Origin of the sequence: Nocardia sp. NBC_00565 (assembly GCF_036345915.1) — a bacterium.
Classification (GTDB): Bacteria; Actinomycetota; Actinomycetes; order Mycobacteriales; family Mycobacteriaceae; genus Nocardia.
On sequence record NZ_CP107785.1, the window covers coordinates 6231377 to 6253152 of the forward strand.

The window sequence follows — 21776 nt, forward strand, 5'->3', positions numbered from 1 at the left end:
GCCATGCTATGAACCAGGCGGTTGAAACACTTTCGCCCGCGATCGTCGGGCTGGTTGCGTGATTCGTTTGCAGGTCCTGATTTGTGAGCGAGAGGGTCGCTACGGTGTTTGCGAAAAGTTCGCGTGTTCGTCGACCGACCGGCATCGTCGTGTCCGCTCTACTCATCGGCACGGTGTTCGGCGCGATTCCCGCCGCGAGCGCCGACGATAGCTACGGCGACGGGAGCACCCCACCGGCTGGGGCCAATGATTGGGAATGCCGACCGTCGGCGGCGCATCCGGAACCCGTTGTCCTGATCCACGGCACGTGGGGTAACCAGAATTCCTGGGATGTGCTCGCACCGCAGCTGAAAGCGCAGGGCTACTGCGTGTTCTCACTCAGTTACGGGCGAGCGGCCAGCAGTGTCCGAGGCGCCGAACCCGGCGTCTACGGCACGGCGGACATTCGCAGCTCGGCCAAGGAAGTCGCGCGATTCGTCGACCAGGTACGCGAGGCGACCGGAACACCCAGGGTCGATATTGTCGCGCATTCCCAAGGCGGCCCGCTGGTCCGGCAATTTCTCCGCTTCGAGGGCGGGGCGAATCGCCGCGATCCCGCGGACAACAAGGTGGATCACTTGATCACCATCGCGGCGACCAATCACGGCACCACCGCGGAAGGGCTCGGCTTTCTACTGCCGACCGGAAGTGCGCAGGCTCCCATACTCGGCCTCGTGGCGAAATATCTGGGCACTGCCGCATTGCAGCAACTGATCGATAGCGAATTCCTGCGCAGCCTCAATGCCGCGGGCGATACCGAGCCCGGTATCGAATACACCGTCATCGCCAGCCGTGTCGATCGCGTTGTCACCCCGCCGGAAGCCACCTTTCTCGCCGCCGGTTTCGGGGCCACCGTGGACAATGTCTGGGTGCAGGACCTGTGCGCGGACGACGACTTCGACCACGGCGCGCTCCCGGCATCACCGACCGTCGGCTACGTCGTGCAGAAAGCGCTCGATCCGTCCTATATCGGCCAGTCCTGCCATAGCTGACCAGCGCGAATGGTCGTCGCCGACGCAGTTGCGTCAGCGCTGTTATCGTCGAGAGCGCCCATGGTGCCGGGTGGTGGACCGTGCGCCGCACCGCACCCCGCGAGGAATGACTTTCGTGAAATACGTTCCACGTATCGCCCTGTTTCTGGCGATTCCCGCCCTGCTGTTCCTGCTGCCGTGGTGGACGCTGATCGGCGCGACGACCGAGGGAGCACTGTTCTGGCTCGGCTCGGCGGTTTTCCTGCTCGGGTTCGCATGTTTGCCCGCGTCGATGTTTCTCGGTCATGGACCGGCGCAGTCGGATGCCGCGTCCATTGTCGGCGACACCTTGCTCGGCACGATGTGGGTGCTGTTCAGCTGGTCGGTGCTCGGCAATATCGTCGGGCTCGGATTGGCCGTGGCCGGGGTGGACGATCCGACTCGCTCCCGCATCGTCGCCGTCGGCGTATTCGTCATTGCCGCCGCGCTGACGGTCTGGGGTGTATTCGAGGCACGACGGGTGCCGCGCGTCCGCACGCTCGATATCGGGATCCGCGGCCTCGGATCCGGACTCGACGGACTGCGCATGGTGGTCATCACCGACACCCACTACGCCGCGCTCGACCGGTTGCGCTGGTCGGAGAAGGTCGTCGATGTGGTGAACGGCTTGCGACCGGATATCGCCTGCCACGCGGGCGATCTCGCGGACGGCTCGGTCGCGAAGCGGCATGCGCAGGTCGATCCGCTCGGCAAGATCGAGGCCCCGCTCGGCCGGTTCTACATCACCGGCAACCACGAATATTTCGGCGACGCGCCGGGCTGGATCGAGCATATGACCTCGATCGGCTGGCAGCCGCTGCACAACCAGCACGAGACGCTCATCCGCGGCGGTGACCAGCTGGTGCTGGCGGGTATCGACGACCCCACCGGCGTCGGCCTCCCCGGTCACGGCCCCGACCTGCCCGCCGCGCTCGCGGGCGCGGATCCCGATGTCCCGGTGGTCCTGCTGGCCCACCAGCCCAGGCAGGTCACCGAGGCCGCTGCCGCGGGCGTCGCCCTGCAGATCTCCGGCCACACCCACGGCGGCCAGATCTGGCCCTTCCACTACCTGGTCCGCCTCGAACAACCCGTCGTCGCCGGTCTGAGCCGCCACGGCGAGCACACCCAGCTCTACACCAGCCGCGGCACCGGTTTCTGGGGACCGCAATTCCGCGTTTTCGCGCCCAGTGAGATCACCGTTCTGGTACTTCGCAGCGCCTGACCGGCATTGCGTCACGGCTCGCGTTCGGCCGCCGATTTCGCGACGCACCGCCCTCGATGATGGCGGCACGGCGGCCGCGGTCGGCGCTGGTCGGGACCCGAGCGGTTTCGCGCGTGGTCAGCAGACCTGGTCCGCGGACCGCCCGAGTGGCGGCTTGACGCTTACCCGGTAGGGGTATAGTTTCGCCCGCAGGGCGGTCGCGGCGGCTGCCCGTGGCCGCACCGAGATGAGGTCGTGGTGAACGCAATCGGGCATGCGCTGGCGCTGGCCGGGTCGATGACCTGGGAGATCCTCTGGGCGCTGATCCTCGGCTTCGCACTGTCGGCCGTGGTGCAGGCGGTGGTGCGCAAATCGACGATTCTGCGGCTGATGGGCGATGACCGCCCACGCACCCTGGCCATCGCCGCCGGGCTCGGCGCGGCCTCCTCCTCGTGCTCCTACGCGGCCGTGGCGCTGGCGCGTTCACTGTTCCGCAAGGGCGCGAACTTCACCGCGGCGATGGCCTTCGAAATCGGCTCCACCAATCTCGTCATCGAACTCGGCGTAATCCTCGCGCTGCTCATGGGCTGGCAGTTCACCGCGGCCGAATTCGTCGGCGGCCCCATCATGATCGTGCTGCTCGCGGTGCTGTTCCGTCTTTTCGTGCGGTCGAAACTTGTCGATGCGGCCCGTCGCCAAGCCGATCGCGGCCTCGCCGGATCGATGGAAGGCCATGCCGCGATGGATATGGCGGTGGCCACCGAGGGCTCCTTCGCGCGGCGGCTGCTGTCGCGGCAGGGCCTGACCGCCGTCTCGCATGTGTTCGTCATGGAGTGGGCCGCGATTCTGCGCGACCTCGTCATCGGCCTGCTCATCGCGGGCGCGATCGGCGCGTGGGTGCCGGAAACGTTCTGGCAGAGCTTCTTCCTCACCGATCATCCACTGCTGTCGGCGATTTGGGGTCCGATCGTCGGACCGCTGGTGGCGATCCTGTCCTTCGTCTGCTCGATCGGCAATGTGCCGCTGGCCGCGGTGCTGTGGAACGGCGGCATCAGCTTCGGCGGCGTCATCGCCTTCATCTACGCCGACCTGCTGATCCTGCCGATCCTGAACATCTACCGCAGGTACTACGGCACCCGAATGATGCTCACCCTGCTCGGCACCTTCTACATCGCCATGGTCGGCGCCGGCTATCTCGTCGAAATCCTCTTCGGCGCAACGAATCTCATCCCGACCGAACGCAATGCCATGGTGATGAAGGAAGGGATCAGCTGGAACTACACCACCTGGCTGAATATCGTCTTCCTCACCCTGGCGGCACTTTTCGTCACCCTGTTCGTGCGAACAGGTGGAATTCCCATGCTGCGCATGATGGGTGGCGCGCCCGACACCGAGCACAGTGCGCACGACCACACGATGCCGGACCACACGGACCACGGTGGGCGATCACCGCACACCGGAACGTAATCCGTTCGCGGTCACCGAAACCAGCCTGATTCAGCGACTGCCAGGCCCGCTGACCCGGCGAGCCGTTCATTCACGATTGTTCGAGTCGAATGCGTCGTGCGAGTGCTCGGCCGGTAGGCAGTTCGCCGACGAAGGCGCGCAGGTAGTCGTTCACGTGCTGGAGGTCGCCGCCCTGCGCACTGTCTCGGATGCGTTGGTAGAAGCGCTGCTCGATATCGGCGATACGCTCGGCGACTTCGCGCCCCTCGGGGGTGAGGGTGAGTTCGATGTGACGGCGGTCGAGCACCCCCGGTTGCCGGTTGACCAGTCCGGCCGCGCAGAGTCGGTCCACCAAGCGACTGGGACTCGTGCCGGTTTCGCAGACCAGCAATTCGCCGAGCCCGTTGAGGGTGAGCGGTTGATGGTCTTGCAGTACTCGCAGTACCTCGCCCTGGGCAGTGGTGACACCGAGCGGTTTGAGTTCGAGGCCGATGAGCCGGGCACCTTCGCGTTGGGCCGCCAGGACGAGGTACCGGAATTCTTCAGCGTCGTGCACCGGCGACCTCACGGTGCTCGACGCGATCGGCCAGGAATTTCGCCACTGCGGCAGCGTACGTGCCCGGATGCGAGAAGCGGAACATGTGCCCGGTCCGCGCCAGCACGACCTCGGTCGCGTCGGGAATACCTGTACGCATCACCTCGGCCGGGGCTGCACCGACGATGACGTCGTGTTCAGGGGTCAGGATCAGGGTCGGGACAGCGACCTGGTCGAGTTTGTCGACGTAGTAGGCCGACAGGGCCGCAGTGATGCGGGCACCATAGGACTCCGCAGGAGTGTTCTCCCGGAACACGCGGCGGCTTTCAGCCGTACTCCAGGCAACCTGGCCCTCGCCGTCGAAGGGAGACGCCAGCCGGTGGGCGTGCGCCCGCAGGACGATGTGCCGGTAGGCGCCGCCGCGCATCTTGCCCATGGTCCGCATCGCGGTGTTCCAGAACGGCGAGGTGACCGGGTTTGCGGCGAATCCTCCCGACATCACCAGCCCGCGCAAACCTTTCGGTCGGCGAACCGCCAGGGCCAGCGCGATCTGCGCGCCGAAGGAGTCGCCGACCAGAACATAGTCGTCGAGATCGGCGACAGCTTCGGCGACGAAGTCGGCATAGACCTCCATATCGTCCACGGCCTCGGGGAGTTTCAGCAGCCGTGCGGGCCGCTCGCTCAACGAGTCGAACCTGCTGATGTCCCACGGAGCGCCGGACATGCAGGGGATGAATACCAGGGTTGAGTTCTTCGTTGAGTTCGTCATAGCAAATACGTTACACGACATGTATGTCGTGTAATATGTTATCTGGATCACAGATCCGAGTGATGCCGTTACCGGAATATGCGCAGTCCCCGTGCACTTCAGAGGGGTAGGGCAACCTTCGAGAACATATTGACCATCGCTCGCTCGATAGCCGACGTCTTCAACTACCTGGCGGAGTTCGAGAACGTTCCGCGACGGCTACTCGAGGGGTAGTCGACTGCCCGATGTCAACTGGCGTGCTCGCTCGAAAAGCGGGTTTTGATCATGGCGGTGGTGGCGGCGCTGTAGGCATGGCTGGCTTCGAGGGGGCGCAGGGTCGGGTAGTTCGAGCGGTGGGTGACGATTACGCCGTTCGAGAGGGTTACCGTGCGGTCCGGGATGGTGGCGGTGCAGTTGCCGCCAGCTTTGGCGACAAGGTCGACGATTACGGTGCCGGGGCGCAGCGCATCGAGTGCCGCGGCGTCGAGTAGCAGGGGGCCGTGGGTGCCGCGGTGGACGGCGGCGCAGATGATGAGGGCAGGTGGGGTGGCGGTGAGGTGAGCGAGTAGGCCCGCCGGGTTCGGCAGAAATGTGTTGGCGCCGTGTCGGATTGCGGCGGCCTGCTGCTCTGGTCGGTTGCCGATCGCGGTGGGTTCGTCGCCGTGGGCGACGGCGGCGGCGATGGCGGAAAGGCCGGCTTGGCCGCAGCCGAGGATCAAAGCGCGCAGCGGGGGTTTCGGTTCCGAAAGGAGTTGTCGTCCTTGGTCATAGGCGATTTCACCCGCTATTCGGCTCATCGCGGAGAGGGCGTCGATGTCGGGGCGCGAGTGCGGGACGGTTTCGTAGCCGACGGATTCGATACCGCGGGCGCGTAGGTCATCGATTATCTGGCGGCGATGGAGCGGGTCCTGAAATCCGATGGTAGTCATGCCGCAGCGCATCGAATTCAGCTCGTACACAGGTGGTTTCACCCACACCACAAGGTCCGACCCGGCGAAGACCTCCGCCCGCTCGGCCATCTGCGCTCCGGACTCGGCATAGTCCACGTCGGCAAAGCCGATGGCCCGGCCGGCATCGCGCTCAACGACAACCCGCAGGCCCTCGGCCACAAGCCCACGCACATCGTCGGGGATGAGCGCGACGCGCAGCTCATCGGCGGCTGTCTCCCGCAGAACTCCGATAATCATTGTGCGGCAGTGCATTCCGACAAGCCGCACTCGGCCAAGACCTTCGCGTAGGTCAGTCCACCCCGGATCTCCAGAATCAACTGCTCGAGCCGGTCGAACAGCTCATCGACCAGATCCGCCGACTCGCGACCCGGGGCTTTGCGCGGCGCGAGCACATTGAATCGCACGCCGAGTCGCGCCGATCCGGTTCGGTCCAGCGCGACACTATCGATTCCGGCCGCCGCGAGCAGCAGATCTTCGATCTGCGCGCTGGCACCGACGCCGGCCTGGTCGAGCAGCGCATCGTCGAAGACGACGGTCAGGAACATCCCTTGCCGACTACCCAGCGGCCGTATCACTGTCGCACCCAACCGATCGTTGATCGCGTCGATATGGCCGTGCGCGCGATCGAGCTGCTCGAGCATGCGCACGCGGTTGCGATCGAAGTAGCTCTCCGGCGTGTGCTCGATGATCGCCCGCGCCAGATGCGTCGACTCCCGCTGGAACGAAATGGTGAGCCGCTCCCGAATCGCGGCCAGCCACACGGCATCACCCGAACACGCCGCACCCAGCTTGCACGGCCCGAAAGCGTTGTAGCCCTTCGAGTTCCCGGTAATGGTGAGGACCTGATCGTACAGGCGGCGCACCCCATCAGCGGTCGGAATCTCTAGCGAGGCGATCGGAATATGCCGCGCCACCATGCAATCGAAGGCCATATCGCAGATGACCGGGACCCCGCGCGCCAGCAGCACCCGCCCGATGGCCAGCAGCTCCTCGGCCGAGTAATCGGTGAACACCGGATTTCCGGGCAGCGTGAGCAGCACCCCGCACAGCTCGCCACGCTCGGCGAAATAGTCGAGGCACGCCGCCAGCAGCTCCGGGTCGATCTTGAAGGAGTCGTCCGCCGCGACCGGGCACGCCTGCATCCGCAGCCCGTACTTCTCCACGTGGATACCCGAACTCTTGTACGCGCCTTCCGGATACACGATCACACCGCCGGGCCGGGCGAGCGTCGCGACCGCCTCCTCGAGCAGCATCGTGCTCGAATACGGGCAGACGATGACCTCCTCGGGCGACACCCGAACTCCGGGCACCCCGTCGACCGGCTCCGACAATCGCCCGAACAGCTTGTGCGCCGCCAACTCTCGCAGCACCAGCGGTTGCCGCTTGTGATATAGCGTGCCGTCCGCGTACTCGTCCGGCGGCTGGGTGTGCAGCAGCTCGCGCCAGGCCAGATCCAGTGCGGTAACGGCACTCTCGGCCAGCGGCAGCCCCGTCTCGCCGTGATAGGCGTCGATGACCCCCACGTACATCCGCTGGTCCGTCCCCGCGAATCGCGGATCCGCGCCCAGGTTGCGACGCACCTCCCGCTTGCGCGCCTCGGAGCGGTTGGTGCGGGCGGCCAGGCTGGGCCCCGGGTTCCGCCATGGCAGCGGATCCATGACAGCCTGCCTGCTCACGACACCTCACCTTCGACGGGCGGCTCCCCCGGCGCGGTCATCTCACGCCAACTCTGTTCCAGCGCCGCACGGAACAGGTCGCGGCAGTCGCTCTCGGTGAGGCGATCGAAACCGGCCAGCGCCGGTGTCGCGACGATATCGTTGACGACGATGCCCGAACCGGCGAGCTTGAGTTCGTAGAGTCGCTCGAACCGGCGCGCGGCGAACGCGACATCGTGCTTCAAGGCCGAGAACCTGGTCGCGACGCGCGCCTGCCGGGAGTAGTCGTATTCACCGACGGCGACATAGCGTTCGTCGACGATGAGCATGCTCTGCGCGTTGCGCGCATGCTCACGCTTGACCAGCACGCTCTCCACACCGGAGCGCGCCTGTTTCCACAACTTGTCGTCATAGGGCCACACATCCTCAATCGTGTCGAGGACATACATTCGTCGCACATCGATACGGGGCGGCAGGGCCTTATCGGCCAGCCGCAGGATCGCGGCGTGGTAGTCGTCGCCCACATCGCCGCCGATGGTACCGAGGTCGGCGGTGTGGATCGCGCGGACCGACCGCGTGGCCTGCTCGAGAATCATCAGCCAGTCGCTGACGGTATTCCATTCCCAGACCGTCGCGCTGCGGGACGGGATCTGCGCGAGGATCTCCTCGGCGCGCTCGAGTTGCCGATCCGCGATCATGCGCAGCGGTTCGATCTCCTCGCGCGCGCCGGTCGCGTCGATCAGGCTCCCCGCGATGCCGAGCGCGCGCTCGACGAGTTCAGGGTCCTTGCCGAGCAGGACATTGAAGCGCATGCGGAGCTCGTGGTACGCACCGCCCGCGAGATCACCGGCGGCGCCGTCGGCCATCGGCAATCCCTGTCCCAGTGCCAGACTGAGACGTTCACGCAACGGTAGCGGTGGCACCCGGGTGCCGTTCTCGATCTGCTGGATCAGACTGCGCGAGCAGCCCGCCTTGGCCGCGAGCGCCGCCTGGGTGAATCCGCGTTCCGTGCGGAGCCGACGGACCAGATCCCCGACCTGCTCACCATCTGGCCCTGAGCCAGCCATGCCGCGCCTCCATCCTGCGCTCGGATCCTAATGCTCACGATGTGTCATCCGAAGTCATCATAGTCACGTTACGGCGCCGGGCGACGATCACGACGTCCGGAGTTTTCTGGGCGATCGCTGGAACCCACAGGCGGACGCGGTATTTGCGCGCCGCGAGCGCGATATTGTCAGCGCAACTCCACCTCTCCGGAGCCTCGAGTCGCTCAATCCCGCCCTGGCTGAACATATTCTAGATATCCATGTCTGAATCTGCTTTATGTAAAGCAGATCTGATTTAAATATATCCAAAGATAGCAGTGATGCTTAGTTGACAGCTCGAAGTGGCGATCCATAGCATTGTTGTCAACGCCACATCGTTTCGGAGCCAGCTTCCGGAACATGTGGCTCCGATTGACCAAGGGAGGGGTCATGACGCTCGAACTGACCAACTGGTTGATCACCAGTGACATCACCCCCGAGACTGCCCGCTACATCCCCACCGTCGACGGCGACAGCTGGCTGCTCAGCTGGCTGCCGGGCCGCATACTCAGTCGGGACCAAGCCATCAGCGCCATGGTCCTCGACGAGACCCTGAGCGATCCGAATCCCGAAGATTACGTAATCGCACTGGAACTCGCCGCCATCCGAGCCGAAGACCTCGGCCTCGACCTGGCCGAGGCCATCGTGCTGCTGTACGCCCGCATCCTCGAACGCGACCGGCAGCTTGCCGGCACCGATAACCGCATGGCGGTACCGACCACACCGGCCGCGTAACGATAGTTGGCGCCGCGGAGGGGTCGGCGCCACCTGACGTCACGCCCGAACGGGGTCCGGCGAATATCATTCGCCGGACCCTGTTTTCGTCGATTCACCCGTGCCGAAACGCCGAAACCACTTGGCGGAGCCCGATTTTAGCGCGGTGTGCTCGATCCGCGGATCGTCGGCGACGTCGTAGCGGCGCACGTACAGACCGAGGAAGGCCTGCACGGGCCAGATTAGCGAATTACCGGTTATGCCCCACGGCGATCCGCAGTGCCGAAGGTCTGCTTGAAGTCCGGGCACTCGACCAGCGGTTGATGGGTGCAGGTGGCGGCGTGGCGCAGGCTGTCGCGCATGCGGGTGAGCCGGGCGATGTCCTCGTCCAACTGTGCCGCCTTCGCCGCCAGGTGCCCACGGAGTTCGGTGTCCGCCGGCGAGGCGACCAGGAACCGCGCGATCTGCGCGAGCGTGAAACCTGCTGCGCGAGCACAGGATACGAGCGTCAAACGGTCGAGCACCTCGGGGCGGTAGGTACGACGCAAACCGTTGCGGCCCGTGGACTCGATCAGCCCACGCTGCTCGTAGTACCGCAGCGCCGAGGGTGCCAACCCGGACCGCGCGGCCACTTCGCCGATATCGAGCGCCACAATTTACTCCTTGACTTGAAGCGTGCTTGAAGTCAGACGATAGGCGGCATGAGTGAGCAAAGCGAACGAATCATGAAACAGCGCGCATCGCGCATGCCGGAGCCGAGCGCCAGCGAGGTGCAGGCATGAGCGATAGAAAAGAAGAGCTGCACCCGCAGGTTCAGGCGTACCTGGACCGTCTCGCCCGCGCCGATTTCGGTGACCTGCACACCTTTACCCCCGAGCAGGCCCGCGCAGGCTGGCGGCGGCAGATCGCCCTACTCGGCGAACCGGAACCCGTTGCCCACGTCGAAGACCGCACCATCCCGGGCGTGGATGGACCGCTGCCGATCCGGATCTACACCCCGCACGGCGACGGTCCCTTTCCGGCTTTGGTGTTCTTCCACGGCGGCGGCTTCATGCTCGGCGATCTGGACACCCACGACGGCCTGTGCCGCAGTCTGGCGAACGGGGCCGAATGCGTCGTCATCTCCGTCGACTATCCACGCGCACCGGAACACAAATTTCCGGCCGCGCCGGATGCCTGCTTCACCGCGACGCGGTGGGTCGCCGAGCAGGCCACGAGCATCGGCGTCGATGCCGGTCGAATCGCCGTCGGCGGTGACAGCGCGGGCGGCAATCTGGCGGCCGTCGTCGCGCGAATGGCCAGGGACCAAGCCGGTCCGGCGCTGGTGTTCCAACTGCTGATCTACCCCGACCTCGATTTCCGCAGAACGAATTTCAGCATCCGGGAGTACGCGGGCGAATACGGCAATATCACTCGCGACGGCCAGCACTGGTTCATGGACAACTACCTCAACAGCGCCGCGGAGAAACTCGACCCGAGGGTCTCACCGCTGCTCGCCCCCGACCTCGCGGACCTCCCGGCGGCACTGATCATCACCGCCGAGTTCGACGCGCTACGCGACGAGGGCGAACAGTACGGTGCCCGACTCGACGAGGCCGGTGTCCCGGTCACCGTCACCCGCTATCCGGGGATGATCCACGAATTCGTCCGCCACCCCTTCGACGACAGCGAACGCGCACGACTCGATTCCGCGACCGCGTTGCGAAAGGCCTTCACCCGCTAGGGCTTTGCGACGTCAAGCGGTGGTGTCAGGATCCGCGGGTGCTCTGGAAACGACAATCGGGAGCCGCCACGACAGGCGGAGCGGGTTGGCCGCGCGTCGAACGCGCAACCACTGGGCGACCGCGGCCATGGCCGAACCGAGCGAGGTCACGACAGCGAGCATCCCCCAGTTCGTGAGATCGGCGGTCGTGTATGTGGCCGTACTGGTTCCCGGCACGAGGAGTTTGCCCCTACCGGTAGCCCAATTCAAGATCTGTCCGACCTGGCCGCCCAGGTCGTATGTACGACCGGTCATGCCTTTCAAGGCGGCGCCCTTGGAGTTGAGGTAGATCAACGCGAGGATCACGAAGAAAGCGGCACTGACCAGGGAAAACGTCGTCAAGCGGGCGAGCAACTCGGTGCGCTGCCGGATGTTCAGCACTATCGCGCAGACAGCGATGACAATGGCGGCGCTGGCCAGGATCGCCCAGATGCCGGTGATCGTCGGGGTTTGGGGCTTCGATTGCGACCAGGCATTCATGGAGTTGGTCGTTACTTCGAGCCGGCCGAAGGCGTCGGCGGCGACGTCGCCGTCGGGCCCCTTTGCGGTGATCCACGGCTGAAACAGCAAGATGAGTGTCACCACGCTGCCAACTGCGGCCAACACGTAACCCCAGTTCCCTCGGAGCTGGGTCCCTCGGAGCTGGGACAGGCGCACCCGGAGTTCGCCTGCCTGCTCTGCGCCGCTTTCCGTTCGCCGCGCCGGTGTGTTCGGGTCGCGTCGAGTTACACTCGCTCGCCAGGGGGTCGGCTGCGCCATGCTCGTCAGCTTATGTGATGGGCAGCACCGAAATCCGGATGAAACCCACCCCCAGTGGGAAGTGCACAATGCCTGGCCGAACAGGACAGGCCGCTGATCCGGAACACATGGTGTCGTGCGGTTGTTGGCACACCTTGGGGGTTAGTGATGAGAGCGAGGATGCCCGTGCGGGTCGAGATCTGGACCGATATCAACTGTCCCTTTTGCTACCTGGGCAAGAAGCGGTTCGAGCAGGCGCTGACCGAATTCCCGCACCGCGGCGACGTCGAGGTGGTGCACCGCTCGTTCGAGTTGGATCCGACCCTGTCCGCCGATGAATCCGGTCCGGTGATCGCGAAGATCGCCCGCAAGTACGGCATCAGCGAGGCGCAGGCCGCGGCCAACGAACGCGGTATCGGCACGCAGGCCGCCGCGATCGGCCTGCCGTATCTGACCGAAGGCCGCGACTACGGCAACTCCTTCGATATGCACCGCCTCTTGCATTTCGCGCTCGCCGAGGGCAGGCAGGACACACTGCTCGATGCGCTCTACCGTGCGAATTTCGCCGAGGAGCGGTCCCTGTTCGCCGATTATGAGCGGCTGGTCGGGCTTGCGGTCGCCGCTGGATTCGACGAGTCGAAGGTGCGCGGCGTGCTCGCGGACCCGGCTGCCTACGCCGACGCGGTGCGCGCCGACGAACAGGAAGCCGCGCGACTCGGTGCGACCGGTGTCCCGTTCTTCGTCTTCGATCGCAAGTACGGTGTCTCCGGCGCGCAGCCGTCCGAGGTCTTCGCCCAAGCGCTGGATCAGGCCTGGGCCGAGCGCGAACCCGCCCTGCAAACGATCGGTGGCGGCGCGGCCTGCGGTCCGGACGGATGCGAGCTGCCCGCGCGCGATTGAGCTGCGGGACAGTCTTATTCGCGGGACGTTTCGTCAGCGGATGCGGGCGCGCCGATGCCGGACAGGCGCACGACGCCCGCGTCCAGATCGATCTCGACGCGCGGCCGGTGCTGCTGACCATCGCTGTCCTCGCTACCCTCGTCGCCCAGCTTCTGCCCCGGGAACAGCTCGCCCATAACGCCCACGACTCCACCGTAGTCCGAACCGCTGTGCAGCGGCGGGACCACAGTCATCAGGCCGGCGCGGGTGTGGCGAGCCGCAGTCCATCCCGCAGGGCTCCGGCTTGTTCGACGGTCTTGATAATCGATCAACTACCCGATCCTGAAGCAGGAACACGGCGGCATCATCCGGGACGGCGCGAAGCTGTTGTACGCGTACTGGGTCACCGCTACCCGAGCCGGGACCTGATCGATGCGGCCGCGCATACACTGGGCCGCATGTCTGTACCACGGATGCTCGCCCTGTCCGCGTTCGCCCTGCTCACGCCCCTCGGAGCGGCAGCATGCTCGTCCGAGGGGACCGGGTACAAGTCCGAGTGCGAGGTCAGTGGTTGCACCGTCACCTTCACCCGTGGCGTGAACGCGAAGGCCAGTGTCCTCGGCATCGATGCGGAACTCGTCGCGGTGAAAGGTAATACGGTCACGCTGAAGGTGGGCGGTCAGCAGGTCGATATCCCGGTCGGGCAGAGCCAGCCCGCCAACGGCCTGAATGCCACCGTGCAGGAGGTCACCGACGACAAGGTCGTGATCAAGTTCGCCACCGGCGTCAACTGACCGATCAGATCCGCGCGACGGCGTCACCGATCGCTTCGTCGAGGATGTCGAGGCCGAGGGTCAGTTCCGCCTCGGTGGCGGTCAGCGGTGGCGCGATGCGGAAGACCCCGCCCATGCCGGGGAGCTGGACGATGTTCATGTGCAGGCCGAGTTCCAGGCAGCGGCGGGTGACCAACGCGCCGAGTTCGTCGGAGCCCTGCTTGGTTTCGCGGTCGAGCACGAGTTCCAGACCCGCGAGCAGGCCCCGGCCGCGGATATCGCCGACGACGCTGTGCCGCCGGCCGATTCGCTCGAGACCGTGGCGCAGGAAGGTTCCGAGTTCGGCAGCGCGCGCGTCGAGCCGATCGCGGGTCAGCACATCCAGCACGGTATTGCCGACCGCGGCGACCAACGGATCCGAGACGTGGGTGGTGAAAAATAGGAACCCGCGCTCGTGCGCCCGCTGTTCGATCTCGGCGCTGGTGATCACGGCCGCGAGCGGCAGTCCCGCACCCAGCGTCTTGGACAGGGTGAGGATATCCGGCACCACGCCGTCGCGTTCGAAGGCGTACCAGGATCCGGTGCGGCACAGGCCGGTTTGGGCTTCGTCGAGAATCAGCAGCATGTCGCGCTCGCGGCACTTGTCCCGCAGCGCGGCGAAGTAGCCGGGCGGCGGTTCGACGACGCCGCCGGAGCTGAGGATCGGCTCGACCAGGCAGGCGGCGAGACTGCCGACCGACTGGGCGTCGATCAGCTCGAAGGCGAAGTCGAGTTGGCGTCGCCAGTCGAGCTCGCCTGCGGCCGTGGCGAAGTCGGGGCGGTAGGCGTTGGGTACGGGGATGGCGAAGTTGCCCGGCGCGGCGGGGCCGTAGCCCCTGCGGCCCGCGCTGTAGGTGGCGCCCGCGGCCGCCTGGGTCATGCCGTGCCAGGAGCGGGCGAACGAGACGATCTCGTGTTTTCCGCTGACCAACTTGGCCATTCGAATAGCGGCCTCATTCGACTCGGCACCGGTGGTCAGCAGCAGCACCTTCGCGAGCGGTTCCGGCAAGGTCTCGGCCAGGCGGCGGGCGAGGTCGACGACCGGGCGACTCAGCATGCCGCTGAACAGATGATCGAGTTCGCCGACCTGGCGTCCTACGGTGGCGACGATATCCGGATGCGCGTGTCCGAGAATCGCGCTCATCTGACCGGAGGTGAAATCCAGTATCTCCCTGCCGTTTTCGGTGTACAAGAAGCTGCCTGCGGCACGGGCGATGATCTCGCGGGTGAACTCGCCCGCGCCCGCGTAGCGCACGAGGTGCCGATCGGCGTCGGCCCAGAAGTCGTCGGTGGTCAGCGGTGCGGAGATGGGGGCGGCCATATCTTCGACGGTAAGGCCGGTGCGAGCGCCACGTCCATCTCACAATTCCGGCTGTGCTGTTCGGCTCAGCCGTACAACAATGGGCCCATGCTGAACCCGTGGCGACTGCGTCTACTCAGCCAGCTCGACTCGCTCGGCACGGTTCGGGCGGTCGCGATCGCGGCCAATCTGAGTGCGTCCAGCGTGTCCCAGCAACTCGCGGTGCTCGAGGCGGAAACCCACACGCAGCTGCTGGAACGTACCGGCCGCCGGGTCCGGCTCACCCCGGCCGGGCTGATGCTGGCCCGCCGCGCCCGCGCGATCCTGGATCAGATGGACAGCGTCGAAGCGGAGTTGCGCAGCCTCGGTGACGAACCGGTCGGACTGGTCCGGCTCGGCGCGTTCCAGAGCGCCATCCACTCACTGTGCGTGCCCGCGGTGACCCACCTCGCGCAGACGCACCCGCACCTGGATATCGAACTGCTCGAACTGGAACCGCACCAGAGCATGCCGGCCCTGCGCGTCGGCGACGCCGACATCATCATCACGACAACAGATTTCGTCGAACACCCGCTCGGCCCGGATGTCGATATCGTGCCGCTGGCCACCGACCCGATCGTGGTCGTGCTGCCGCCAGGACGCGGCGCGCGCGGACCAGCCGACCTCGCCGCCTACGCCGACGAGCCATGGGCCTTCGATATGCCCAAGTCCTATATGGCGAATCTCGCCACCCGGCTGTGCCGTGAATCGGGCTTCGAGCCGCGCGTGGTCTGCCGCTTCAGCAACTACATGATGACGCTGCAGCACGTCGAAGCCGGACTCTCGATCGCGCTGCTGCCCGGCCTGGCCGTCGACCCGCGCTACCGCGTCGCGACCCGGGAACTCACCAATCCGGTCACCCGCACGATCACCGCGGTCATCCGGCGCGGTGCGCCACCGCGCGCCGCGGTGCACTTGGTCCTCGATGCCTTGCGGCGGTACCGGGACCTGCCGATCGTCGACCCGCGGCTCGGCAGCCGCATCGAAAATCATCCCGGGTAGTCGCCGAATCCTTGCTCCAGCACCGCGATCGCGCGGCGCGCCTGAGTGAGCACATCGTCGGCGGACGCGCCTGGTTCGGCATCGGCGCCGGCTACCAGGACGACGAGGCCCGAGCGATGGGCCTGCCGCTGCCCGCGGCAACCGAAGTTGCCCAGCCGTAGCGGGCCCGATCGAAAAACTAAAACGTTTCGGCGCCCGATCGCGATTATCGATGTATAGGCCACACCGACCAGGCGAAAGCACCGATGATCACCGAACCACCGAATGCCGCCGACGCATCCGACGACGACCCCGTCGCCGCCCGAACGCCGAGCATCGATGCGATGCGCGGTCACGTCGCCGAGCTCCGCGAGCGCAAACGTGCCGCCGCGGCCGGACCCGATCCGGCGGCCACCGAACGCCAGCACGCCCGCGGTAAGCAGACCGCCCACGAGCGCATCGAGACCATGCTCGATCCGGGATCCTTCGTCGAGATCGAGGGGCTGCGCACGCATCAGGCGACCGGCTTCGGCATGGATCGCAAGCACCCGGCCGGGGACGGCGTGGTCACCGGGTGGGGCACCGTCGAAGGTCGCCGCGTCTTCGTCTACGCGCACGACTTTCGGATCTTCGGCGGATCACTCGGCGAAGCGCACGCGCACAAGATCCACAAGGTGATGGATCTGGCGCAGGCCGCGGGCGCGCCGCTGGTCAGCCTCAACGACGGCGCGGGCGCGCGCATCCAGGAGGGGGTGACCGCGCTGGCCGGATACGGCGGCATCTTCCGGCGCAATACCCGGGCGTCCGGGGTCATCCCGCAGATCAGCGTGATGCTCGGACCGTGCGCGGGCGGCGCGTCCTACAGTCCGGCGCTGACGGATTTCGTCTTCATGGTGCGCGGTACCGCCCAGATGTTCATCACCGGGCCCGAGGTGGTGGCCGCGGTGACCGGCGAGACGATCACCATGGAGGGGCTCGGCGGCGCGGATGTGCACGCGCAGACCTCCGGGGTGGCGCACTTCCTGTACGACGACGAGGCGAGTTGCCTGCACGACGTGCGGTTCCTACTGTCGCTGCTGCCGTCGAACAATCGCGAAGAGCCCCCGATGGTCGCGAGTAAGGATCCGGCCGACCGGCGCAGTGAATCGCTCTACGATCTGGTGCCGGCCGACAGCAACCGGCCCTATGACATTCGCGTGGTAGTCGAGGAGATCGTCGATGACGGTGTGCTCTTCGAGGTGCACGAGCACTGGGCGGCCAATATCGTCTGCGCGCTGGCCCGGTTGGGCGGGCGGGTGGTCGGCATCGTCGCCAATCAGCCCAGTGTCTTCGCGGGCGTGATCGATATCGCCGCGTCGGAGAAGGCGGCCCGGTTCGTGCAGCTGTGCGACGCGTTCAACATCCCGCTCGTCACCCTGGTGGACGTGCCGGGATTCCTGCCCGGCGTCGCACAGGAGCACGAGGGCATCATCCGGCACGGCGCGAAACTGCTGTACGCGTACTGCAATGCGACCGTCCCGCGGATTTCGGTGGTGCTGCGCAAGGCCTACGGCGGCGCCTACATCGTCATGGACTCGCTCTCGATCGGCGCGGACCTCGCGCTGGCCTGGCCGACCAATGAGATCGCGGTGATGGGTGCCGCGGGCGCGGCCAATGTCATCTTCCGGCGCGAGATCGCCGCCGCCGACGATCCGGACGCCGCCCGCGTGCAGAAGATCAAGGAGTACCGCACCGAACTGATCCACCCGTACTACGCCGCCGAACGCGGCCTCGTCGACGACGTCATCGATCCCGCCGACACCCGCCCGGCCCTGATCGCCGCACTGGCCATGCTCGCGACCAAACACGCCGACCTCCCGATGCGCAAGCACGGCAACCCACCCCAGTAGGAGCAGCGCCGATGACCCCCGTCCTGAGAATCGAACGCGGCAACCCCACCGACGAAGAGCTGGCTGCCCTCACCGTGGTCCTGCTGGCGGCCCTGGCCGGCGCCACCCCGAGCGACCAGCGTCGCCCCGCTACCGTGCGCTGGCTGCGCCCCGAGCGCCGTCCCGCCTTCATCGCCCCGCACAGCTGGGTCGCGTGACCGTCAGTCTTGGCAATACCGGATGACGAAGCGACGCAATATCCGGCTGGGGGCCGTGACCGCTTCGCGGTGGCCGAGTGCGATGAGGTAATCGGCCTCGTCCGGGTCGAAATAGCCCGCATGCCGGTAGACCTCGATGCGCAGCGCGAGTCCGTTGCCATCGAGTTCGGGGTGGAACTGGGTCGCGTACACGCGTTGGCCGACTCGGATCATCTGCACCGGGCAGTCGGCGGATCCGGCAAGTAATACCGCGCCGGGCGGAACATCTTGGCAGGCTTCCTTATGCCCGACGAATGCCCGAAACGACTGGGGAATGCCTCGAAGGAGGGCGTCTTCGCGGGCCTCGTCGGTCAATTCGATGGTCTGTGCGCCAGCCGTTTCGCCGTATCGTTCATCGGTCACCTTCGCACCGAGCACGTCCGCCAGAATGCTCAATCCGTAGCAGGCGCCCAGATATGGAAAGTCTCGGTCGACGATCTCGGTGATCAACGTCTTCAGTCCGGGCTCGAAGCGCTTCTGATAGTCGTATTTCTCCCCGTCTGGACTGCTGACATTGCTCGGCCCGCCGCCAACGACGACCGCCGAGAAATCATCGAGGTCGATATCGGGCATTCTCTGATCCATCTGCACGCGCACCACGTCGCGAGCCTCGAGTTCGCCCGCGCGCAGGATGGCGTAGTACTCGTCGTCCGCGGCGGCGCGCTCGGGCCGCAGCTGAAGCAGCAGACAGGGCTTGGCCATGCACCGATTGTGCAAGATCAGTCGATCGATCGGTCCACTATCGCGTGTCAGCGTGTGTCACGGTTCCAGACCGTGGCGCAGATATCCGGTCAGCAGAATGACGATCTCGTCCTCGACTCGTCGTGGATCGATCGCGGTCGGCGCCGTGAGGAGTCGGTGCACCAGCGATTCGATGGTGGCCACCACGATTCGGGCGCTGATATCACTGTCGACAACCCGCACTTCGGGGTGAGTTGCGAGCAGACGCGCGGTCATCTCGACCGCAGTTCGCTCCAACTCATGTAGTCGCGCGAGGAATTCCGGAGCACGCGGAGCCTGCTCGAAGAGCACCCGATGCAGTCCCGGATCATCGCGATGGTTATCGATGGTCGCACGCACGAACATTCGCACGACCTCATCGAGCCGCTGCGGCAAACCGTCCGACAGACGCTGACCCAATAGTCGGGTGCCGGAATCCACATGCGCGTCCATCAGTGCGCGCAGGATCGCGTCCTTGTTCGGGAAGTACTGATACAGCGAGCCGATTGACAGGCCCGCATGCTCGGCGATGCGGTTGGTCGTGCCCGCCGCATAGCCGTATTCGGCGAAAATGTGAGCCGCCGCGTCCAGGATCCGCTGTCTGGTCTCCGCGGCGCGCGGCTGTTTCGGCTGCTTGCGGGCCCGATACCGGTTCGGTGGCGCGATGGTCGCCTCCCCTCGAAAAGCGAGTAGTCAACGATGTTCCCACTCCGCAGAATTAGGTGACCCTAACACTTATAGGAGCCGACAATGCGGACAATCCACGTCGCGACCACACTGCCCACCAGCGCCGACCGAGCCTGGCAGGCCATGCAGTCACCAGCGACCTTTCGCTACGTGTGCCGGGGCTTGATCGGCATTCCGGCGCTGACCGGCCGGACCGAACCGCTGCGGGTCGGCGAACGCGGTACGGCCTGGTTGTTCGCCTTCCACGTCATACCCGCCTACCGGCACACCATCGAAGTCATCGAGGTAAATGAGAAAACCAAGACCATCCGCACAAACGAGCACGGTGGCATCATCACTACTTGGAACCACACATTGCACACCGAACTAATCGATGAGAAAACCTGCCATTACAGCGACACCGTCGAGATCGACGCCGGTCCCGCCACCGCCGCCGTTGCGGCACTCGCGATCAGGATCTACCGATACCGCCAGCGGCGCTGGCACCAGCTCGTCCAATAAACGAGAGGAATCGATCTTGGAGGTCATCGCGAGCCTAAGTGGCCCAGTCGATCCGGTAGCCCATCTACGATCGCTCGTCGGCAAGCACTATCGGGTGAACGACACCTACGAGGTCGGCCGGGAGAAGATTCGGGAATACGCCCGTGCCGTACAGGATTTCCATCCGGTCTATTGGGACGAGGATTCGGCCGCGGAGTACGGCTACCCGACTTTGCTCGCCCCGCCGACATTCACATCGCTACTCGCCACCACGGTCCAGAAGGCCCTCAGCGAAATCCTCATCGGCATCAACCTGACGACCACGGTGCAGACCGATCAGGTCTTGGACTTCCATCAACCCGCACTGGTCGGCGACCAGTTCATCAGCAATATCTCGCTGCAGTCGTTCCGCCAGGCCTTCGGCGGCGACCTGATCGTCATCGAGAACGCGGTGACGAATCAGCGCGAGGAGAGCGTGGTCACCTCGCAAACCAGCCTGATCGCGCGGTCGGAGCAGGCGCCGAACACCGAGGAGATCGCCGCCAAGATGGCGGGGATCATGCGCCAGGACCTGACCCCACCCGCCAAGTTCGCACTCCACGCGCTGCATTTACGCAAGCCGGAATCCGCACCGCCGCAACATCTTCGAGCACGGAAATTCGACTCGGTGACGGTCGGCGCGGAACTGCCGCCGCGAACCGTCGGCCTTACCGTCGGCGATCTGGTCAACTACGCCGGTGTTTCGGGCGATCCGAATCCGATCCACTGGCATCCAGCGGCGGCCGAACTCGTCGGTCTGGATCGCACGGTGGTCGCGCACGGCATGCTGACCATGGCCCTGGGCGCGGGCTTCGTCACCTCCTGGCTCGACGACCCGGGCGCGCTGCGCCAGTTCCGCGCCCGCATGACGAGCCCGGTCTACGTCGACGCGGACGGCCACAGCGTGATCGAATACGGCGGCAAGATCAAGTCCCTCGACCCCGAACACAACACCGCGATAGTCGCTCTCACCGCCACCCACGGCGGGCGCAAGATCTTCGGCCGCGCCACCGCCACGGTCCAGTTGTCCTGACGTGCTCACCCGCCCGCCCGGCGTCGGCTCGATGGCGGCTCCGACACTAGGTATTCTGCGACGGTGAAGTCACGGTCACTGACGCTGATCCGCGACGAGCTCGTCGACTACGACAAGGCGATGAGTCGGATGACCGATCTGGTCGGCCGGCGACAGCGGGACGAACTCGACGACACTGTCTGGCTGCTCAGTCATCCGCAGGTGTACACCATCGGCCGACGGACCCCGCGCACGCACCTGCCCGACCCGGCCCACGACATCCCCGTCGTGGAAACCACTCGCGGCGGCCAACTCACCTATCACGGTCCCGGTCAGCTGGTCGGCTACCTGATCGTGCGACTCGGCTCCGACGAAGGCGTCGTCGACTACATTCGCGAGGTCGAGCATCGGCTCATCGGGGCGCTCACCACGCTGGGCGTCCCCGCCGAGCGCCGCGACACCCCGCCCGGTTCGGAACTGCTCACCGGCGTGTGGACCAGCCACACCAACCGCAAGATCGCCTCCATCGGCATGCGCCAGAGCCGCGGTGTCACCAGCCACGGTTTCGCCCTCAACGTCGACGGCGATCTGCGCCCGTGGACCTGGGCGATAGCATGCGGCCTACCCGAGGTGGACATGACCTCGGTCGCCCGCGAGCTGGGCGCGAACACGAGCATGGACCAGGTCTGCCCGATCGTCGCCGAAGCCTTCGAAGCAACCGTTCAGATCCGCTAGCGTAGGTCGGACAACTACAGCATCATCTGACCATGACTCCGGGGGCCGAACAGATGCGCTACCGACCGCGAACAGTCCACGCTG

At 65.8% G+C, this 21776-nt stretch carries 26 protein-coding genes; 14 read left to right on the forward strand and 12 right to left on the reverse strand.

Features of this window, described 5'->3' with window-relative positions:
• Window positions 1-149 precede the first annotated feature (149 nt).
• The 3 genes from OG874_RS28900 to OG874_RS28910 all read left to right on the forward strand — a co-directional run bounded on the left by OG874_RS28900 (window position 150) and on the right by OG874_RS28910 (window position 3717).
• The gene (locus tag OG874_RS28900; RefSeq protein ID WP_330250256.1) at window positions 150-1031 is read left to right on the forward strand and encodes an esterase/lipase family protein; all 882 of its coding nucleotides are present in this window, start codon (window positions 150-152) and stop codon (window positions 1029-1031) included.
• Window positions 1032-1137: 106 nt separating this feature from the next.
• Entirely contained in the window at window positions 1138-2271 is a 1134-nt protein-coding gene (locus tag OG874_RS28905) for a metallophosphoesterase (protein WP_330250257.1), read from the forward strand.
• A gap of 234 nt (window positions 2272-2505) precedes the next feature.
• Entirely contained in the window at window positions 2506-3717 is a 1212-nt protein-coding gene (locus OG874_RS28910; RefSeq protein ID WP_330250258.1) for a permease, read from the forward strand.
• A gap of 70 nt (window positions 3718-3787) precedes the next feature.
• On the opposite strand, the gene OG874_RS28915 is transcribed toward OG874_RS28910, so the two are convergent.
• From OG874_RS28915 to OG874_RS28935, 5 genes are all read right to left on the reverse strand, one after another.
• The gene (locus OG874_RS28915) at window positions 3788-4252 is read right to left on the reverse strand and encodes a MarR family winged helix-turn-helix transcriptional regulator (RefSeq protein ID WP_330250259.1); all 465 of its coding nucleotides are present in this window, start codon (window positions 4250-4252) and stop codon (window positions 3788-3790) included.
• Complete coding sequence (locus OG874_RS28920) at window positions 4239-5000, reverse strand: alpha/beta fold hydrolase (protein ID WP_330250260.1); 762 nt, start codon at window positions 4998-5000, stop codon at window positions 4239-4241. The genes OG874_RS28915 and OG874_RS28920 overlap by 14 nt, the downstream gene beginning before the upstream one ends.
• 227 nt (window positions 5001-5227) lie before the next feature.
• Window positions 5228-6166, reverse strand: a complete 939-nt coding sequence (locus tag OG874_RS28925; protein ID WP_330250261.1) for a hypothetical protein — start codon at window positions 6164-6166, stop codon at window positions 5228-5230.
• Window positions 6163-7605 (reverse strand): pyridoxal phosphate-dependent aminotransferase, encoded by a 1443-nt coding sequence (locus OG874_RS28930; protein ID WP_330250262.1) that lies wholly within the window; start codon window positions 7603-7605, stop codon window positions 6163-6165. Before OG874_RS28930 ends, OG874_RS28925 begins: the two co-directional genes overlap by 4 nt.
• Window positions 7602-8651 (reverse strand): helix-turn-helix domain-containing protein, encoded by a 1050-nt coding sequence (locus OG874_RS28935; RefSeq protein WP_330250263.1) that lies wholly within the window; start codon window positions 8649-8651, stop codon window positions 7602-7604. Before OG874_RS28935 ends, OG874_RS28930 begins: the two co-directional genes overlap by 4 nt.
• 408 nt (window positions 8652-9059) lie before the next feature.
• Here OG874_RS28935 and OG874_RS28940 point away from each other — a divergent pair, with 408 nt between their 5' ends.
• On the forward strand, window positions 9060-9404 hold the full coding sequence (locus OG874_RS28940; RefSeq protein ID WP_330250264.1) for a hypothetical protein: 345 nt from the start codon (window positions 9060-9062) through the stop codon (window positions 9402-9404).
• A gap of 66 nt (window positions 9405-9470) precedes the next feature.
• On the opposite strand, the gene OG874_RS28945 is transcribed toward OG874_RS28940, so the two are convergent.
• The gene (locus tag OG874_RS28945; RefSeq protein ID WP_330250265.1) at window positions 9471-9617 is read right to left on the reverse strand and encodes a hypothetical protein; all 147 of its coding nucleotides are present in this window, start codon (window positions 9615-9617) and stop codon (window positions 9471-9473) included.
• A gap of 23 nt (window positions 9618-9640) precedes the next feature.
• A complete protein-coding gene (locus OG874_RS28950) occupies window positions 9641-10036 on the reverse strand; it encodes a MerR family transcriptional regulator (protein WP_330250266.1) in 396 nt (131 codons plus the stop codon).
• A 125-nt stretch (window positions 10037-10161) separates the two neighbouring features.
• Here OG874_RS28950 and OG874_RS28955 point away from each other — a divergent pair, with 125 nt between their 5' ends.
• Entirely contained in the window at window positions 10162-11106 is a 945-nt protein-coding gene (locus tag OG874_RS28955; protein ID WP_330250267.1) for an alpha/beta hydrolase, read from the forward strand.
• Between the two features lie 12 nt (window positions 11107-11118).
• On the opposite strand, the gene OG874_RS28960 is transcribed toward OG874_RS28955, so the two are convergent.
• Window positions 11119-11904, reverse strand: a complete 786-nt coding sequence (locus OG874_RS28960; RefSeq protein WP_330250268.1) for a hypothetical protein — start codon at window positions 11902-11904, stop codon at window positions 11119-11121.
• Between the two features lie 159 nt (window positions 11905-12063).
• Between OG874_RS28960 and OG874_RS28965 the strand changes: the two genes are divergently transcribed.
• Window positions 12064-12783: a DsbA family oxidoreductase gene (locus OG874_RS28965; protein ID WP_330250269.1), complete on the forward strand. Its 720-nt coding sequence runs from the start codon at window positions 12064-12066 to the stop codon at window positions 12781-12783.
• Between the two features lie 14 nt (window positions 12784-12797).
• Here the strand turns inward: OG874_RS28965 and OG874_RS28970 are convergent, their stop codons facing one another.
• Window positions 12798-12968, reverse strand: a complete 171-nt coding sequence (locus tag OG874_RS28970) for a hypothetical protein (RefSeq protein WP_330257704.1) — start codon at window positions 12966-12968, stop codon at window positions 12798-12800.
• 252 nt (window positions 12969-13220) lie between these two features.
• On the opposite strand from OG874_RS28970, the gene OG874_RS28975 reads away from it, so the two are divergent.
• A complete protein-coding gene (locus OG874_RS28975) occupies window positions 13221-13556 on the forward strand; it encodes a hypothetical protein (RefSeq protein ID WP_330250270.1) in 336 nt (111 codons plus the stop codon).
• Window positions 13557-13560: 4 nt separating this feature from the next.
• Here OG874_RS28975 and OG874_RS28980 read toward each other — a convergent pair whose 3' ends face one another.
• Complete coding sequence (locus OG874_RS28980; protein ID WP_330250271.1) at window positions 13561-14895, reverse strand: aspartate aminotransferase family protein; 1335 nt, start codon at window positions 14893-14895, stop codon at window positions 13561-13563.
• A gap of 87 nt (window positions 14896-14982) precedes the next feature.
• Here OG874_RS28980 and OG874_RS28985 point away from each other — a divergent pair, with 87 nt between their 5' ends.
• The 4 genes from OG874_RS28985 to OG874_RS29000 all read left to right on the forward strand — a co-directional run bounded on the left by OG874_RS28985 (window position 14983) and on the right by OG874_RS29000 (window position 17980).
• Window positions 14983-15915, forward strand: coding sequence for a LysR family transcriptional regulator (locus OG874_RS28985; RefSeq protein ID WP_330250272.1), 933 nt, complete (start codon window positions 14983-14985; stop codon window positions 15913-15915).
• A gap of 11 nt (window positions 15916-15926) precedes the next feature.
• Window positions 15927-16076, forward strand: a complete 150-nt coding sequence (locus tag OG874_RS28990) for a hypothetical protein (RefSeq protein WP_330250273.1) — start codon at window positions 15927-15929, stop codon at window positions 16074-16076.
• A gap of 84 nt (window positions 16077-16160) precedes the next feature.
• Window positions 16161-17783, forward strand: coding sequence for an acyl-CoA carboxylase subunit beta (locus tag OG874_RS28995; protein ID WP_330250274.1), 1623 nt, complete (start codon window positions 16161-16163; stop codon window positions 17781-17783).
• Between the two features lie 11 nt (window positions 17784-17794).
• Window positions 17795-17980 (forward strand): acyl-CoA carboxylase subunit epsilon, encoded by a 186-nt coding sequence (locus tag OG874_RS29000; RefSeq protein WP_330250275.1) that lies wholly within the window; start codon window positions 17795-17797, stop codon window positions 17978-17980.
• Between the two features lie 3 nt (window positions 17981-17983).
• Here OG874_RS29000 and OG874_RS29005 read toward each other — a convergent pair whose 3' ends face one another.
• On the reverse strand, window positions 17984-18721 hold the full coding sequence (locus tag OG874_RS29005; protein WP_330250276.1) for a glutamine amidotransferase: 738 nt from the start codon (window positions 18719-18721) through the stop codon (window positions 17984-17986).
• A gap of 57 nt (window positions 18722-18778) precedes the next feature.
• A complete protein-coding gene (locus tag OG874_RS29010; RefSeq protein WP_330257463.1) occupies window positions 18779-19405 on the reverse strand; it encodes a TetR/AcrR family transcriptional regulator in 627 nt (208 codons plus the stop codon).
• A gap of 84 nt (window positions 19406-19489) precedes the next feature.
• Between OG874_RS29010 and OG874_RS29015 the strand changes: the two genes are divergently transcribed.
• The 3 genes from OG874_RS29015 to lipB all read left to right on the forward strand — a co-directional run bounded on the left by OG874_RS29015 (window position 19490) and on the right by lipB (window position 21692).
• Window positions 19490-19927 (forward strand): hypothetical protein, encoded by a 438-nt coding sequence (locus OG874_RS29015; RefSeq protein WP_330250277.1) that lies wholly within the window; start codon window positions 19490-19492, stop codon window positions 19925-19927.
• Window positions 19928-19943: 16 nt separating this feature from the next.
• Window positions 19944-20978: a fused (3R)-hydroxyacyl-ACP dehydratase subunits HadA/HadB gene (locus tag OG874_RS29020; protein WP_330250278.1), complete on the forward strand. Its 1035-nt coding sequence runs from the start codon at window positions 19944-19946 to the stop codon at window positions 20976-20978.
• A 63-nt stretch (window positions 20979-21041) separates the two neighbouring features.
• Window positions 21042-21692: a lipoyl(octanoyl) transferase LipB gene (gene lipB, locus OG874_RS29025; protein WP_330250279.1), complete on the forward strand. Its 651-nt coding sequence runs from the start codon at window positions 21042-21044 to the stop codon at window positions 21690-21692.
• Window positions 21693-21776: the final 84 nt, after the last annotated feature.

What these genes read in the sequence shown, in the direction of transcription:
- OG874_RS28905 (WP_330250257.1), top strand. Translation starts at nt 1,138, where the DNA reads ATGACTTTCGTGAAATACGTTCCACGTATCGCCCTGTTTCTGGCGATT.
- OG874_RS28920 (WP_330250260.1), bottom strand. Translation starts at nt 5,000, where the DNA reads ATGACGAACTCAACGAAGAACTCAACCCTGGTATTCATCCCCTGCATG.
- OG874_RS28925 (WP_330250261.1), bottom strand. Translation starts at nt 6,166, where the DNA reads ATGATTATCGGAGTTCTGCGGGAGACAGCCGCCGATGAGCTGCGCGTC.
- OG874_RS28935 (WP_330250263.1), bottom strand. Translation starts at nt 8,651, where the DNA reads ATGGCTGGCTCAGGGCCAGATGGTGAGCAGGTCGGGGATCTGGTCCGT.
- OG874_RS28940 (WP_330250264.1), top strand. Translation starts at nt 9,060, where the DNA reads ATGACGCTCGAACTGACCAACTGGTTGATCACCAGTGACATCACCCCC.
- OG874_RS28955 (WP_330250267.1), top strand. Translation starts at nt 10,162, where the DNA reads ATGAGCGATAGAAAAGAAGAGCTGCACCCGCAGGTTCAGGCGTACCTG.
- OG874_RS28960 (WP_330250268.1), bottom strand. Translation starts at nt 11,904, where the DNA reads ATGGCGCAGCCGACCCCCTGGCGAGCGAGTGTAACTCGACGCGACCCG.
- OG874_RS28965 (WP_330250269.1), top strand. Translation starts at nt 12,064, where the DNA reads ATGCCCGTGCGGGTCGAGATCTGGACCGATATCAACTGTCCCTTTTGC.
- OG874_RS28975 (WP_330250270.1), top strand. Translation starts at nt 13,221, where the DNA reads ATGTCTGTACCACGGATGCTCGCCCTGTCCGCGTTCGCCCTGCTCACG.
- OG874_RS28980 (WP_330250271.1), bottom strand. Translation starts at nt 14,895, where the DNA reads ATGGCCGCCCCCATCTCCGCACCGCTGACCACCGACGACTTCTGGGCC.
- OG874_RS28985 (WP_330250272.1), top strand. Translation starts at nt 14,983, where the DNA reads ATGCTGAACCCGTGGCGACTGCGTCTACTCAGCCAGCTCGACTCGCTC.
- OG874_RS28995 (WP_330250274.1), top strand. Translation starts at nt 16,161, where the DNA reads ATGATCACCGAACCACCGAATGCCGCCGACGCATCCGACGACGACCCC.
- OG874_RS29000 (WP_330250275.1), top strand. Translation starts at nt 17,795, where the DNA reads ATGACCCCCGTCCTGAGAATCGAACGCGGCAACCCCACCGACGAAGAG.
- OG874_RS29005 (WP_330250276.1), bottom strand. Translation starts at nt 18,721, where the DNA reads ATGGCCAAGCCCTGTCTGCTGCTTCAGCTGCGGCCCGAGCGCGCCGCC.
- OG874_RS29015 (WP_330250277.1), top strand. Translation starts at nt 19,490, where the DNA reads ATGCGGACAATCCACGTCGCGACCACACTGCCCACCAGCGCCGACCGA.